Below are 14,422 nucleotides of genomic sequence, written 5' to 3'. Positions count from 1 at the left end.
ACGGTTCGCAGCGATCGACACCCGTTGGCCCGGAAACGGGCGGGCGCTGTCATCGACACGGCCGGTCACGCTGCTATCGCTTGGGCGAGTGACCCGGTTCGGGAGAAGCGCGATGACACTCGAGACCGCGACGGCGTTGTCCTCCTCGGAGCAGAAGACGGCCCGCACCGGGCTGATAGAGGCGGCCGCCGACATCGTCACCGAGCAGGGCGGACCCGGCGGCTTCGTCCGCGACCTGTTCGGCCGCGTGACGCCGGAGGATCTCGCTCCCTACGATCCCTCTGTCCTGGCGGATCTCGCCGCCCGCGCCCGCGCCTTCCTGTCCGAGCCGCGGAGGCCGGGCGACCCGGCGCGGCTGCGCCTGAGCGACAGCCAGCTGGTGCGCGACGGCCGTGCGCGCGAGACGACGGTCCTGGAGGTGATCAACGACAACCGTCCGTTCCTGCTGGACTCGACCCTGGCCGAACTGACCGAGCAGGGCCTCGCCCCGCAGCTCGTGGCGCACCCGATCCTCGGGGTGGAGCGGGACGGCGCGGGCGGGCTCATCCGGGTGGTCGGGGAGACGACCGCGGACGCGCAGGGCAGTCTCGCGCGCGAGAGCTTCATCCACATCCACCTCGACCCCGTGGCGGCCGAGACCGGCGAGCGGCTCCTGAACGCGCTCGCGACGGTCTACCGGGATGTCGCCCTGGCGAGCGACGACCACGACGCCATGCTGGCGCGCCTCACCGACCTCGCCGCCGATCTCGGGCGCGGGCCGACCCCGATGCCGGGACCGGAGACCGAGGAGGCGCGCGCCTTCCTCGAATGGCTGACCGACGGCCAGTTCCTCATCCTCGGCCTGCAGGAGCACGGCATCGCCGGCGACGCTCACCCGCTGGTCGAGGGGTCGAGCCTCGGCGTGCTCCGCGATCCCGGCGCGACGCCCCTGCGCCGTGGCCGGACGCCGGTGGACTACACGCCGGAGATCCTCGCCTTCCTGGAAGAGCCGCAGCCGCTGATCATCACCAAGGCCAGCGTGAAGTCCCGAGTCCACCGCTCGGCCTACCTGGACTATATCGGCGTCAAGCTGTTCTCCGGCCTCGGCAAGCTGTCGGGCGAGGTGCGGATCGTCGGCCTGTTCACCGCCTCGGCCTACACGAGCCCGGCCCGCGAGGTTCCGGTCCTACGCCGGAAGGTCGAGGCCGTCGTCCAGCGCGCCGGCCTCGACCCGACGAGCCATGCCGGCCGCAGCCTCCTCGCCGTGCTGGAGAGCTACCCGCGGGACGAACTCTTCCAGATCGACGGCGAGCGGCTCTACCGGTTCACCCTGGCCATCGCCGCCCTGGCCGACCGCCCGCGGGTCCGCGTGCTGTCCCGGCCCGACCGGTTCGGCCGCTTCGTGTCGCTGCTCGTCTACGTCCCGAAGGACCGCTACGATTCCGCGATCCGGGGACGGATCGGCAGCTACCTCGCCGAGACCTACGGCGGGCGGCTCAGCGCGTCCTACCCCGACTACCCGGAAGGCTCGCTCGCCCGGATCCACTACATCATCGGCCTGCCCGATCAGGGCAGCCCCGAGCACGATCCCGCCTCCCTGGAGGCCGGGATCGTCGCCCTGGTCCGGACCTGGGGCGACGCGCTGCGGGCGGCGCTGGCCGAATCCCAGGGGGGCGACCGCGCGCGGCAACTCGCCGCCCGCTACGGCGACGCGTTCTCGGCCGCCTATCGGGACAATTTCCAGCCTGAGGTCGCCGTCGCCGACGTGACGATCCTCGACAGCCTCGGCGAGACTCAGCCGCGGGCCGTCCATCTCGATCGGCGGCCCAGCGACCCCGAGGCGCAGGTCCGCCTGAAGGCGTTCTCGCGCGGCACGGCGATCGCGCTGTCCGACCGGGTCCCGGCGCTCGAGAATCTCGGCTTCCGCGTCATCAACGAGCGCACGTACCAGATCGCGCCGGCCGGGACGGACGAGGCCGCGCGGGTCTGGCTGCACGACATGCTGATCGAGCGGGCCACCGGCGCCCCGATCGACCTCGCGGCGCTGGAACGCCCGCTGGAGGCCGCGATGCTCGCCATCGCGGACGGCATCGCCGAGTCCGACGGGTACAACCGGCTCGTCCTTGAGGCAGCCCTCCCCTGGCGGGAGGCGGCCCTGCTGCGGGCCCTGGGCCGCTACCTGCGCCAGCTGCGTATCCGCTACGGGCAGGACTACCTCGCGGGCACGCTGAGCCGCCACGCCGGGATCGCGCGCGCGATCGTGGCGCTGTTCCGCGCCCGGTTCGACCCGGCGCTCACCGGTGACCGGACCGCGCAGGAGGCCGAGGTACGCGCCGAGATCGAGACGGCGCTCGCCGAGGTCACGAGCCTCGACGACGACCGGATCCTCCGCCGGTTCGTCAACCTCGTCGAGGCGGCGGTGCGGACGAACTTCTACCAGACAGGCGCCGACGGGCAGCCGCGAGAGACGATCAGCTTCAAGTTCGCCTGCGCCAAGGTGACGGCGATGCCGCTGCCGCGGCCGTTCTTCGAGATCTTCGTCTACTCGCCCCGCGTCGAAGGCGTGCACCTCCGCTTCGGCTACGTGGCCCGCGGCGGCCTGCGCTGGTCCGACCGGCCGGAGGATTTCCGCACCGAGATCCTCGGCCTCGTGAAGGCCCAGCAGGTGAAGAACGCCGTGATCGTGCCGGTGGGCGCCAAGGGCGGCTTCTTTCCGAAGCGGCTGCCGCCGGCCTCCGACCGCGCCGCCTGGATGCAGGAGGGGACCGAGAGCTACCGGATCTTCATCCGCACGCTGCTCGAACTGACCGACAACATCGTCGACAACGCCATCGTGCCGCCGCCCGACACGGTGCGGCACGATCCCGACGACGCCTACCTGGTGGTCGCCGCCGACAAGGGCACCGCCACCTTCTCGGACATCGCCAACGCCCTCTCGCTGGAGAAGGGCCACTGGCTCGGCGACGCCTTCGCGTCCGGCGGCAGCCAGGGCTACGACCACAAGGGCATGGGCATCACCGCCCGCGGCGCCTGGGAGGCGGTGCGCCGGCATTTCCGCGAGATCGACGTGGACGTGCAGACCGACCCAATCACCACGGTCGGCGTCGGCGACATGTCGGGCGACGTCTTCGGCAACGGCATGCTCCTCTCCGAGAGCATCCGCCTGATCGCGGCCTTCGACCACCGCGACATCTTCCTCGACCCGAACCCGGACGCCGCGGCGAGCTTCGCCGAGCGGCGGCGCCTGTTCGATCTGGGGCGGTCCTCCTGGGCGGATTACGACAAGAGCCAGATCTCGGAGGGCGGCGGCGTGTTCCCGCGCAGCCTGAAGACCGTGCCGCTCTCGGAGGCGATCCGGTCGGCGCTGGGCTTCGACCGGTCCGAGGCGACGCCCACCGAGCTGATGCAGGCGATCCTGAAGGCGCCGGCCGACCTGCTCTGGTTCGGCGGCATCGGCACCTATGTCCGGGCCACCACCGAGACCGACGAAGATGCCGGCGACCGCGCGAACGACGCCCTGCGCATCACTGGGCCGGAGCTGCGCGCGAAGGTCGTCGGCGAGGGCGCCAATCTCGGCCTGACGCAGCGCGGGCGCATCGAGGCGGCGCGCGCGGGCGTCCGCCTCAACACCGACGCGATCGACAACTCGGCCGGCGTGAACACGTCGGATGTCGAGGTGAACATCAAGATCGCGCTGATGACGCCGGAGCGGGACGGCAGGCTCAGCTACGAGGCGCGCAACACCCTGCTCGCCGACATGACCGACGAGGTCGGGCGCCTCGTGCTGCGCAACAACGAGTTGCAGACGCTCGCCCTGTCCCTTGCCCAGCGCGGGGGGCTGGGGGAGACCGGTTTCGCCATGCGGACGATGCAGGCACTGGAGGCGGAGGGCCGGCTCGACCGGGCGGTGGAGTTCCTGCCGGACGACGGCACGCTCGCCGAGCGCATGCGGCGGAACGAGGGGCTGACCCGCCCGGAATACGCCGTGCTGCTCGCCTACGCGAAGCTGTCGCTGCACGACGCGATCCTCGAGAGCGCCGTGCCGAACGACCCGTACTTCGACCGGGAGCTGCAGCGCTACTTCCCGAAGGCCCTGCGCGAACGCTTCCCCGACGCCGTCAAGGGACACCGCCTACGCCGCGAGATCATCGCCACGGCGCTCGCCAACATCATCGTCAATCGCGGCGGCCCGTCGCTGGTGACGCGGCTCGTCGACGGCACCGGCGCGGACGCCGCGACCATCGCCAAGGCCTACGCGGTGACCCGCGACGCCTTCGGCCTGATGGAGCTGAACCTCGCCATCGACGGCCTCGCCGGTCGGATTCCCGGCCAGGGCCAGCTCGACCTCTACGCGGAGGTGCAGGATCTGCTGACGAACCGGATCGTGTGGTTCATCCGTAACCTCGACCTGGGCGGCGGTCTCGCCCCGGTGGTCGCCCGCTACCGGGACGGCATCGCCGCCGTGGAGGCCGCCCTCCCCAACGTGCTCGGCGACGAGGCGCTGGCGACGATCGGCGCCCGCGCGGCGGAGTTGACCGGGCACGGCATGGCCCCGGCCCAGGCGCGGCGCCTGGCCTCGCTCAGCGCGTTGGTCTCCGCCCCCGACATCGTCCGGGTCGCCGAGGCCAGTGGGCGCCCAGTCGAGGAGGTCGCGGCCACGCATTTCGCCCTGGAGCACACCTTCCGCCTGGACGATCTCGCCGCCGCGGCGCGGACCGTCCCGGTGGCCGACACGTTCGACCGCGTGGCCCTAGAGCGCGCGGGCGCCGGCATCGCCGCAGCGCACCGCAAGCTGACGGCCGAGGTGGTGGCGGATCTCGGCGCCGGGCCGGAGGCGGTGGAGGCCTGGATCCGGGCGCGCGGCACCTCGCTCGCCCGGATCCGCGAGGCCGTGGACGCGATCAGCGCCTCCGGCCTCACGGTCTCCAAGGCGACGGTGGCGGCGAGCCTGCTCGGCGACCTCGTCCGGGCCGACTGATCGATCAGGCCCCGGGCGCGGATGCCGATATGACGCTCCGGCGTCCGCGGCCGACCGCGGTGAGCACCAGTCCGAGCCCGGCGAGCGACACCGCGGCGGCGATCAGCGGGAGCTGGCCGTAGCCGGCCCCGAGGGTCAGCGCCGTGCCCCCGATCCAGGCGCCGCTGGCGTTGCCGAGGTTGAACGCGCCCTGGTTCAGCGTCGAGGCAAGGTTCGGCGCGTCGCTCGCCGCCTCCACGACCCAGATCTGGAGGGGCGAGACCAGGGCGAAGACCAGGCCCGACCAGAGCACCACGACCGCCACCGTGAGCGCCGGATGGTGCGCGACCGCGGCGAGCACCAGCAGGGCCGCCACGATGCCCAGGAAGCTGCCGACGATGGTGGCCATCGGGCCCCGGTCGGCCAGATGCCCACCGAGGAGATTGCCGACGGTCAAGCCCGTGCCGGCGGCGAACAGCACGCCGGTCACGCCCTGCGGCGTGAAGCCAGTCACGCCGGTCAGGAACGGCGTGATGTAGGTGAACACCGTGAAGAAGCTCACCGAGGACAGCGTCGAGATCAGCATCGGCCGCAGCACCGGCCAGCGCCCGAGCGCGCGAAACTCGCTGACGAGCCGGCCGCGGGTCCCGGGAAGCCCGTCCGGCACGCAGAGCTGGATCGCGAGCCCGGCCGCGAGCCCGATCACGACCACCGCCCAGAAGGTCGAGCGCCAGCCCGCCTCCTGCCCGAGGGCGGTGCCCAGCGGCACGCCGAGCACGTTGGCGAGGGTGAGGCCCGCGAACATCAGCGAGACCGCCTGCGTGCGCTTCTCCCGCGGCACGAGATCCCGCGCCACAACGGCGCCGATGCCGAAGAACGCGCCGTGCGCGAAGGCCGTCAGGATCCGCGCGGCCATGAGCAGTGCGTAGCTCGGCGCCAGCGCGCAACCGAGATTGCCGGCCAGGAACACCGCCATCAGCGCCAGCAGCGCGGTCTTGCGCGGCAGGCCCGCGGTCGCGATCGCCACGATCGGCGCGCCCACGACCACGCCCATGGCGTAGCCCGAGACGAGGTAGCCGGCCTGGGGAATGGTGACGCCGAAGCTCTGCGCCACCTCCGGGAGCAGGCCCATGATGACGAATTCGGTCGTGCCGATCCCGAACGAGGCGACGGCGAGGGCGAGGATCGGCAGGGGCGGCACGGGGACGTCCTTCGGCGCGGGCTGAGCTCGATGGTGCAGAGCAGCATCGCAGCGCGGTCGCCGATGGATAGCGTCGGAGGCGCGGCGCACAGTTGCGCGGCGCGCAAGGGCCGCGTCGCGGATACGACGCGGCTTAGCCCCCGCTCGGACCTCTCACTCAGCCGGTACCTTCTTCCGCCTCCGCGACTTCGCAGTCGGCGCAGGGGGCGCCTCGATGGCAGCCGCGGCCCCTCCGCGGGTCTTCCGGCGCTGCTGTCCGAGCCCGAGGGCGCGTGCCAGCTCCGATCGCTGCGCCGAATAGCTCGCCGCGGTCATCGGATAGTCCCGGGGCAGGCCCCACTTCTCCCGGTAGGCTTCGGGCGTCAGGCCGCGCAGCGTCAGGTGACGCCGGAGCGTCTTGTACGGCTTCCCGTCCTCGAAGCTGACGATGTGATCATTCGTGACTGATTTGCGGATCTGCGACGGACTGAGCTTCTCGACGCTCGAGTTCGCGGCGCGACCTTGAGTTGTCAAACTGTTCAGCGCCGCGTGGATACCGCCGATCAATCCGGGAAGTTCGGAGACCGGAACGGAGTTGTTCGACACGTAAGCGGCGACGATATCGACCGCGAGCCCGATCGCCGGGCTGAGCTCACTGCCTGCGTTCTCACTCACGGCAAACCTCAGGAGTTACAATCATTCAGGCCGATCAATTCCTCTCGGAGTCGGCCGAAGTCTGCGCCTATGTAGCATAGTGCACGAAATAGCTCAAACGTATTCGTGATCGACAGGTGAGATCGGATCGATGGGCCGCAAACCTTCCGCCCCACCGCCGTTGACGGGGCATTAACCACGTCGCCGCTAGGGTTCGTTAACCATACCGGCACTGTTCCGGGGTGGTGTGACCTGCAATCTCCGCGCTCTGGTGTCGGGGACTTTGGCGGAGACCGGCATCAGGTGCGGACGGCGGCTGACCGGTGGGAACGGCGGAGGATGCGGCTCGCCGCCGCGGCGCTCGGCGTCACGCTCGCGGCACCGGCGGCAGCCCAGCGGTTCGACGCGACCAGCCCGGTTACCGGCCAGCCCGACAATCCCGGCATCGGCCAGGACACGGGCCCGAACGGCCTGCCCACACTCAAGCGCACCATCCCGGACGGCCTGAGCCGCGACCAGAATCGCGGCGCGCTGGGCGGCGACGCGGCGGGCGGCGAGCAGACCGGCGGTGACAGCCTCCGGTCGCCGCTCTCGCCCCCCGCGCAGACGCAGATCCCGGGTCAGCCCGGCGTGTCCCAGCTCAGCACCCGCGTCACCACAGGGGGACGGCGCACCGGCGGATCCTCGACGGCACCGGCCAATCTCGCGCCGTCGACCCTCCTGCGCACGCGCGCCGCTCCGCCGCGGCGGATCGGCGCGGCGACGCGGCGGGTCACTCAGGACGTCACGCAGATACCGCCGCCGGCGCTGCGGCTGACGCCGGTGGTCCAGCAGGCGGTCGTCGGGGTCCCGAACCCGCAGGTCGTGACGCCGATCCGGCCGATCCTCCCGTTCCAGTCGATCGCGCCGGCTCTCGGCCTCCTGACCCCGGGCTTCATCCTCGGCACCGACCTAGCGCGCGCGATCCCCACCGATCCGGCCTACGCGCCGATCGGCTATCAGGTCGGGACCTTCACCGTCCTGCCCACCTTCGCCCAGAGCGTCGGCTACGATTCGAACCCGGACCAGACCACCCGCCAGATCGCCAAGGGCTCGGTCGCGCTGCGCACCGATGCCACGGTCGACTTCCGGAGCAACTGGTCCTCCAGCTCGCTGCAGGGCTCGCTCCGGGGCTCGTACCTCGAGACCCCGCAGAACGAGGCCGCGAGCCGCCCCGCGGCAGACGGCGTGGTCCGGCTGCGCATCGACGCCAATCGGGACCTGCGCATCGACGCGGAGGGGCGGTTCCTGGTGGACACGCAGCGCACGTCGAGCGCCAACCTCCAGGCTGCCACCGCCACGACACGGCCGCTCCTGGCCGTCTACGGCGGTTCGCTCGGGGCGACGGAGACGTTCAACCGCCTGTCGGTCACCCTGCGCGGGTCCGTCGACCGCTCCGAGTTCGACAATGCGCGTTTGGCGGACGGGACGATCGTCAATCAGTCCGACCGCAACCTGAACCAGTACAGCCTGCAGCTGCGCACGGCCTACGAGATCAACCCGGATTTCAGCCCGTTTATCGACCTGCTCGGCGACACGCGCGTCTACGACCGCCGCTTCGACGCGACGGGCGTCCGGCGCGACTCGGACGGCATCGCGGTCGCCTTCGGGACGAGCATCGGCCTCGCGCGCTCGGTGACGGGCGAGATCTCCGCCGGCATCCAGCATCGGACCTACGTCGATCCGAGCCTGCGCGACATCAACGCGCCGTTGCTCAACGCGGCCCTGGTCTGGGCGGCGAGTCCGCTCACGACCGTCCGTCTCACCGCCGCGACCGGCGTCACCGAGACGACGATCCCGGGCTCCAGCGGTGTGCTCACCGAGGTCGCGACGCTCGAGGTGCAGCACGACCTGATGCGCAACCTCTCGATCGTCCTCGGCGGATCGTATCTCCGGAACGACTACCAGAGCAGCAGCATCCGCGAGAACGGGTTCTCGGCGACCGCGCGGCTCGACTACCACTTCACCCGCTGGCTGACCCTGCGCGGCACGTACATCTATCAGAAGTTCGACAGCACGGTCGCCGGGTCCAGCTTCCGGGAGAACACCTTCCTGCTCGGCCTGCGCGTGAATCCCTGAGGCGGCCTCAGAACCGCTCCGTCCAGGGACGCAGTTCCAGTTCGGAGGTCCAGGCGCTCCGATCCTGGCGCAGGAGGTCGCGATAGGCCCTGGCGATGGCGTCGGGATCGAGATGGCTGTCGGGGGCCTCCGGCGGCTCGCCGCCGCGGGCCGGATTGCGGATGGCGCCGTCGATCACGATGTGCGCGACGTGGATCCCGTGGGGCTGCAATTCCCGGGCGAGGCTCTGACCCAGTCCCCGCAGCGCGAACTTCCCCATCGCGAACGGGGCCGATCCCGCGAAGCCCTTCACGCTCGCCGAGGCGCCGGTGAGCAGGATCGCGCCGTGGCGATGCGGCAGCATGCGGCGCGCCGCGGCCTGCGCCACGAGGAAACCGCCATACGCGGACACCATCAGCGCCTGGGCGACCGCGTCCGGGTCGAGATCGGCGACCGGGCCGCGGAGACGACCGCTCGCGTTGTAGACGACGACGTCCGGCGGACCACCGAGCGCGGGCTCCAGGCGGGCGAACAGCGCCTCGACCTCAGCGGGCCGGCTGGCGTCGCAGGCATGGACCGCCGCGCCCGTCTCCTCCGCCAGTGCGGCGAGCTTGTCGACGTTCCGGGCGGCGAGGCCGATCGTCATGCCGTCGGCCGCGAACAGGCGCGCCAGCGATGCGCTGAGGCCGGAGCCCGCCCCGACGATCAGGGCTCTGGAATAGGTCGGGATCATCCTCTCCTCCTCTGCTGACCCGCCCAGGGCCGTTGGGAACCTGTACGCCCGCCCCGCGTCAGTCGCGGCGCTGCGCGAAGAACGCCCGGAGCAGATCGGCCGCCTCGCGCTCGCGGAACCCGCCGTAGACCTCGGGCACGTGGTGGCAGGTCGGCTGATCGAAGACGCGCGGCCCGTGCTCGACCCCACCCCCCTTCGGATCGGCCGCGCCGTAGTAGAGCCGCCGGATGCGCGCGAAGGATATCGCGCCCGCGCACATCGGGCACGGCTCCAGGGTGACGTAGAGATCGCAGCCGACGAGGCGCTCGGTGCCGAGGGCCGCGCAGGCCGCGCGGATCGCCAGGATCTCCGCGTGCGCCGTCGGGTCGTGCAATTCGCGCGGCCGATTATGCGCCACCGCCAGGATGACCCCGTCCCGGACCACCGCGGCGCCGACCGGGACCTCCCCGGCAGCGGCCGCGGCGCGGGCGGCCGCGAAAGCGTGATCGAGCGCGGTCAGCGGTCCGGACGTTTCCGCCCGTGCCGGATGGATCGGATCGGCAGCCAAGCTGTTCTCATCCCACTGACGCGACGGGCCCGGGGCGGCGGGCTGGCCTGACCCAAGTCAATGTTAAGGCCTGGAACATTCCGCCGACCGTGACCGTTTCAGGAACCAGTGCGGCGCCGCCGCAGATCGAACAAGAGGACAACGCCATGAGCAGCACCACCGACAAGATCAAGGGCGTCGCCAACGAGGCCGTCGGCAAGGCCAAGCAGGGCATCGGCGACGTGACCGGTAACGACAAGCTCAAGGCCGAAGGTGCCGCCCAGGAACTCAAGGGCAAGGCTCAGGGCACCGTCGGCGACGCCAAGAGCGCGGTGAAGTCCGCCACCGACAAGCTCTGATCGTCGAGCGCGACCGGAACGGAACCCGCCTCGGGCGGGTTCCAGAACTGAACCGACCCGAATAACGCGAGGATGCCATGATCGGCTGGGCTGTCACGTTTCTCGTCGTCGCTCTCGTGGCGGCGCTCCTCGGTTTCGGCGGCATAGCCGGCACGGCGATGGAGGCGGCCAAGATCGTCTTCTTCGTGGCGATCGCGCTGTTCCTGATCTCCGCCGTGTTCGGCGTGATGCGCGGGCGCTCGCCGAGACTCTGACGAACGCGGGTCTTCGACCCGCCATCCAAGTCTTCGAGGCGGTCCCGACCGGCCGCCTCTTCGCGTTGAGGCGACTCGCACCGGTGCACAACCCGTCTCGCCTGTCGGAACCGGCTCTGATAAGCGGCAGGCATGAGCGACTTGCCGAACGACGATAAGCCGGAGGGGACCGCCCGTCCGGCCCCCGAGTCAGCGCGCACCGAGAGCTGGGCACCGCCCACCGATGCGGGCCGTGCCGATGCCGACACCGAGCGGCCTGCCAGTTCTGCCGCGAAGAAGACGGCGCGGAAGGCCAAGCCGCAGCCCGCTTCGCAGGCGGAGCCTCTGCCAGAGCCGCAGCCGGAACCAGGTCCCGAAGCGTCCGCGGACGCCGAAGCCCTGATCGAGACGCCGCCCGGCGAGCGCATCGCGAAGGCGATGGCACGGGCCGGCGTCGCCTCGCGGCGCGACGCCGAGACGATGATCCTGGCCGGACGTGTCAGCGTCAACGGCGAGACGCTGACATCCCCGGCCCGCAACGTCACCGAGAACGACCGGATCCTGATCGACGGCGAGCCGATGCCGTCGCGGGAGCGCAGCCGCCTGTGGATCTTCCACAAACCGCGGGGCGTAGTGACGACCGCCCGGGACCCGGAGGGCCGCCAGACGGTGTTCGACGTGCTCCCGGAGGATCTGCCCCGGGTCGTGGCGGTCGGACGGCTCGACATCAACACCGAGGGGCTGCTGCTGCTCACCAATGACGGCGGGCTCGCCAAGGTGATCGCGCATCCCGACACGGGCTGGCTGCGCCGCTACCGAGTCCGCGCCCACGGCGACACCGATCAGGCGCAGCTCGACCGGCTGTCCAAGGGCGTCACCATCGACGGGATGGAGTACGGCCCCGTCGAGGCGACCCTCGACCGCGTGCAGGGCGACAACGTCTGGCTGACGCTCGGCCTGCGCGAGGGCAAGAATCGCGAGGTCAAGCGCATCCTCGAGCATCTCGGGCTGTCGGTGAACCGGCTGATACGGCTCTCCTTCGGACCTTTCCAGCTCGGCGACCTGGAGGTCGGCCTGGTCGAGGAGGTGCGGACCCGCGTCCTCAAGGATCAGCTCGGCAAGAGCCTCGCCGAGCAGGCCGGCGTGGATTTCGACAGTCCGGTCCGCGAGCCGATCTCGCCGTTCGGTGGCACCCGCCCGGCGGATCGGGACGCCCAATCGGCGCAGCCGGCATCTTCCCGGCGCAATGCCGCGCGTCCCGCGCCGGCGCCGCGCGTCTCGACCGGGGGCACCGGTCCCGGACCGCGCAACTCCGCGTGGCGCGACGAGGACGCGGCCAAGCCGCGGGGGACGCGCATTCCCCGGCGCGGCGCGGATCCCCGGGCCGCGCAGGCGGCGGCGGCAGAACGCGGCCGCGAGCGCGTCGGCTCGATCCGGGCCGGCGACCGCCGGGTCGTCGTCGAGCGCCTGTCCGCAACGCCGGCGGAGCCCGAGCCCGTCGCCAAGCCGAAGCGCCGCTTCGCCGACCGGGGGATGCCGGAGCGGCAGGAGCGCCCCGCCGGTCGGCGCGATGAGCGCCGCGGCGATGAGCGCCCGCGCCGCGAGAGCGCGCGGAGCGAGGCTCCGCGGGACGAGCGGCGATTCGACGAGCGCGGGGGCAAGCCCGGGGGCCGGCGCGACCGACCGTTCGACGCCGGGCCGGCGGAGGGCGCGTCGCGGAAGCCGGGCGGCTTCCGCGGCCAGAAGCCCGCTGCCGCCGGGGGCAAGCCCGCGTTCGGTGGCCCGAAGACCGGGGGTGCGCGTCCCGGCGGAAGCCGCCCCGGTGGCAAGCCCGGCGGTTTCGCCGGCAAGGGGGCTGGCCAGGGTCGGCGCAACGGACCCGCGGGCGGGTCGGACACGGGCGGTCGTCCTGGTGCTCGTCCCGGTGCGCCGCGCGGGGGCGCCAAGCCCGGCGGCGGCCGGCCGCCGCGCGGGACGCGGTGAGGATCGTCGGCGGCGCGTGGCGGGGCCGCAGGCTCGCCACGCCGCGCACCGACGCCATTCGGCCGACATCGGACCGCCTGCGGGAATCGTTGTTCAACGTGCTCGCCCACGCCTACGACGACGCCGTCGCCGGCGCCCGGGTCCTCGACCTGTTCGCCGGTACGGGTGCCCTCGGCTTCGAGGCGCTCTCGCGGGGCGCCGCCTACGCCCTCCTCGTCGACGAGGGCGCAGAGGCGCGCGCGGTGATCCGCGAGAACATCGAGGCTCTGGGTGCCGAAGGCGTGACGCGCCTGTTTCGGCGGGACGCGACCCGTCTCGGCCCGGCCTCCACGGCGGGCACCTTCTCGCTGGTCTTCTGCGATCCGCCCTACGGCCGTGATCTCGCGCCGCGCGCCCTGAAAAGCGCCGCCGAGGGAGCCTGGCTGGCGCCCGGGGCTCTCATCGTCGTCGAGGAGGTCGAGGCCGCGCAGGTCGTCTGGCCGGCCGGCTTCGCGGAACTGGAGCGGCGCGTCTACGGGGATACGGCCGTGGCGATCGCCCGATTCGCCGTCTGAATCGTGCTTAGTCCCGATCGCGCGAAGCCGGATCCGTAGCGCCGACTTGAGACCCGAAATGGATCGCCAGCCAAACGGTGGGTGAGTCGGTCCACTCCACCCGGTGCCGACGATGCGGCGCGATCAGCACGGCGTCACCCGCGACGAGGCGACGGGCCTCCGCCTCGTCGGCGAACCGAAGGTCGGCCGCGCCCGTCAGGACGGCGACCCACTCGGTATCCGGCTGGTCGTAGTAGAATCCCGGCGGGCTCGCCTGACCGGTCGAGACGATGCGCTCCACCCGCAGGCCCGGCTCGGAGACCAGGACCGACACGATCTCGTCGTCCGCCCGGAGCGGCAGGTCGGCGAGCAGGTGGGTCACACGGGTCGGGAGAGAGTCCATGATCCCGCCTGCAGGGACCGCCCGGCGCCGGATCGGCGCCGGGCAAGGCCCGGATGTCAGGAGTTGCGCGGAGCGCCGCCCGCCTGCGGTGCCGCGCCGTCCGAGGTCTTGGTCTGACCGATCCGCGCCGCGGATTTGACGAGGGAGAGCACGTCGCGGCGCATCTGATCGTCGGCGATCTGATTGTAGGCCCGGAGTAGTTCGACGGCGCCGGCGACGCGCAGCAGAGCGGGACCGCTATCCGTCGTCGCCTCGGGCTCGGGCTCGAAGAAGCTCGAGACCGGAACGCCGAGCCGCTCGGCGATCGCCTGCAGGCGGCCGGCACCGACACGGTTCTTGCCGGTCTCGTACTTCTGGACCTGCTGGAAGCTGACGCCCAGCGCGCTGGCCAGCGCGGACTGGCTCAGTCCATTCGCCGCCCGAAGGAACGCGATGCGGCTGCCGACCCCGTGATCGATGGCTGTGGTCTGCTTCGGCTTGGGGGTTGGGTTCGCCATAGTTGGTAGTCCGGATGTTCTTGCTGTCTTCAGGCTTGCTCGCCCGGATCCAGGGCGCCAATCACAACCGACAGGTGCAACATTGCGCGGCCAAGATCCAGACCTGACATCTGTTAGTGCCACAGGTCAGCCGCGCGTGCAACGAATGGTTACGCTCTCGAAATCTTAGGTCCGGAAGACCGCAATTTAGGCCCTCCAGTGCCCGCCGCGAGAACAACTCAAATACCGGGCCCGATCAAATATAAGTGAGCGAGATCAGCTAAAAATTCACTCTCGAACACTGCCGGG

General features: G+C 71.5%; 12 protein-coding genes. 6 read left to right on the top strand and 6 right to left on the bottom strand.

Features of this window, described 5'->3' with window-relative positions; translation table 11 throughout:
* Positions 1 to 112: 112 nt before the first annotated feature.
* Entirely contained in the window at positions 113 to 4,957 is a 4,845-nt protein-coding gene (locus tag BM419_RS00535) for an NAD-glutamate dehydrogenase (protein ID WP_091924383.1), read from the top strand.
* Positions 4,958 to 4,961: 4 nt separating this feature from the next.
* On the opposite strand, the gene BM419_RS00530 is transcribed toward BM419_RS00535, so the two are convergent.
* Positions 4,962 to 6,137, bottom strand: coding sequence for an MFS transporter (locus BM419_RS00530; protein ID WP_091924380.1), 1,176 nt, complete (start codon positions 6,135 to 6,137; stop codon positions 4,962 to 4,964).
* Positions 6,138 to 6,290: 153 nt separating this feature from the next.
* Complete coding sequence (locus BM419_RS00525; RefSeq protein WP_091924377.1) at positions 6,291 to 6,791, bottom strand: Ros/MucR family transcriptional regulator; 501 nt, start codon at positions 6,789 to 6,791, stop codon at positions 6,291 to 6,293.
* Between the two features lie 318 nt (positions 6,792 to 7,109).
* On the opposite strand from BM419_RS00525, the gene BM419_RS00520 reads away from it, so the two are divergent.
* Positions 7,110 to 8,888: an outer membrane beta-barrel protein gene (locus BM419_RS00520; RefSeq protein ID WP_091924374.1), complete on the top strand. Its 1,779-nt coding sequence runs from the start codon at positions 7,110 to 7,112 to the stop codon at positions 8,886 to 8,888.
* 7 nt (positions 8,889 to 8,895) lie between these two features.
* Here BM419_RS00520 and BM419_RS00515 read toward each other — a convergent pair whose 3' ends face one another.
* Entirely contained in the window at positions 8,896 to 9,600 is a 705-nt protein-coding gene (locus BM419_RS00515) for an SDR family oxidoreductase (RefSeq protein WP_091678040.1), read from the bottom strand.
* Between the two features lie 58 nt (positions 9,601 to 9,658).
* Positions 9,659 to 10,147, bottom strand: coding sequence for a nucleoside deaminase (locus BM419_RS00510; RefSeq protein ID WP_020091449.1), 489 nt, complete (start codon positions 10,145 to 10,147; stop codon positions 9,659 to 9,661).
* 146 nt (positions 10,148 to 10,293) lie between these two features.
* Here BM419_RS00510 and BM419_RS00505 point away from each other — a divergent pair, with 146 nt between their 5' ends.
* The 4 genes from BM419_RS00505 (at position 10,294) to rsmD (ending at position 13,255) form a co-directional block, all read left to right on the top strand.
* Entirely contained in the window at positions 10,294 to 10,485 is a 192-nt protein-coding gene (locus BM419_RS00505; protein WP_020091448.1) for a CsbD family protein, read from the top strand.
* 77 nt (positions 10,486 to 10,562) lie between these two features.
* Positions 10,563 to 10,739: a DUF1328 domain-containing protein gene (locus BM419_RS00500; RefSeq protein WP_012317097.1), complete on the top strand. Its 177-nt coding sequence runs from the start codon at positions 10,563 to 10,565 to the stop codon at positions 10,737 to 10,739.
* A gap of 132 nt (positions 10,740 to 10,871) precedes the next feature.
* Positions 10,872 to 12,701 (top strand): pseudouridine synthase, encoded by a 1,830-nt coding sequence (locus tag BM419_RS00495; protein WP_091924371.1) that lies wholly within the window; start codon positions 10,872 to 10,874, stop codon positions 12,699 to 12,701.
* Positions 12,698 to 13,255, top strand: a complete 558-nt coding sequence (gene rsmD / locus BM419_RS00490; RefSeq protein ID WP_091924368.1) for a 16S rRNA (guanine(966)-N(2))-methyltransferase RsmD — start codon at positions 12,698 to 12,700, stop codon at positions 13,253 to 13,255. The genes BM419_RS00495 and rsmD overlap by 4 nt, the downstream gene beginning before the upstream one ends.
* 7 nt (positions 13,256 to 13,262) lie before the next feature.
* On the opposite strand, the gene BM419_RS00485 is transcribed toward rsmD, so the two are convergent.
* Both BM419_RS00485 and BM419_RS00480 read right to left on the bottom strand, forming a co-directional pair.
* Complete coding sequence (locus tag BM419_RS00485; RefSeq protein ID WP_056521966.1) at positions 13,263 to 13,637, bottom strand: cupin domain-containing protein; 375 nt, start codon at positions 13,635 to 13,637, stop codon at positions 13,263 to 13,265.
* A 56-nt stretch (positions 13,638 to 13,693) separates the two neighbouring features.
* Positions 13,694 to 14,134 (bottom strand): helix-turn-helix domain-containing protein, encoded by a 441-nt coding sequence (locus BM419_RS00480; protein ID WP_056521969.1) that lies wholly within the window; start codon positions 14,132 to 14,134, stop codon positions 13,694 to 13,696.
* Between the last annotated feature and the right edge of the window lie 288 nt (positions 14,135 to 14,422).

Source organism: Methylobacterium sp. yr668, from assembly GCF_900116245.1.
In the GTDB taxonomy this organism is placed as follows: Bacteria; Pseudomonadota; Alphaproteobacteria; order Rhizobiales; family Beijerinckiaceae; genus Methylobacterium.
The sequence above is the reverse complement of the archived record's forward strand: the minus strand, read 5'-3'. Positions and strand labels throughout refer to the sequence as shown.

Bases quoted from the DNA above. Each gene is read 5' to 3' on its own strand.
- BM419_RS00535 (WP_091924383.1), top strand. From the start codon at position 113: ATGACACTCGAGACCGCGACGGCGTTGTCCTCCTCGGAGCAGAAGACG.
- BM419_RS00520 (WP_091924374.1), top strand. From the start codon at position 7,110: ATGCGGCTCGCCGCCGCGGCGCTCGGCGTCACGCTCGCGGCACCGGCG.
- BM419_RS00515 (WP_091678040.1), bottom strand. From the start codon at position 9,600: ATGATCCCGACCTATTCCAGAGCCCTGATCGTCGGGGCGGGCTCCGGC.
- BM419_RS00505 (WP_020091448.1), top strand. From the start codon at position 10,294: ATGAGCAGCACCACCGACAAGATCAAGGGCGTCGCCAACGAGGCCGTC.
- BM419_RS00500 (WP_012317097.1), top strand. From the start codon at position 10,563: ATGATCGGCTGGGCTGTCACGTTTCTCGTCGTCGCTCTCGTGGCGGCG.
- BM419_RS00495 (WP_091924371.1), top strand. From the start codon at position 10,872: ATGAGCGACTTGCCGAACGACGATAAGCCGGAGGGGACCGCCCGTCCG.
- BM419_RS00485 (WP_056521966.1), bottom strand. From the start codon at position 13,637: ATGGACTCTCTCCCGACCCGTGTGACCCACCTGCTCGCCGACCTGCCG.
- BM419_RS00480 (WP_056521969.1), bottom strand. From the start codon at position 14,134: ATGGCGAACCCAACCCCCAAGCCGAAGCAGACCACAGCCATCGATCAC.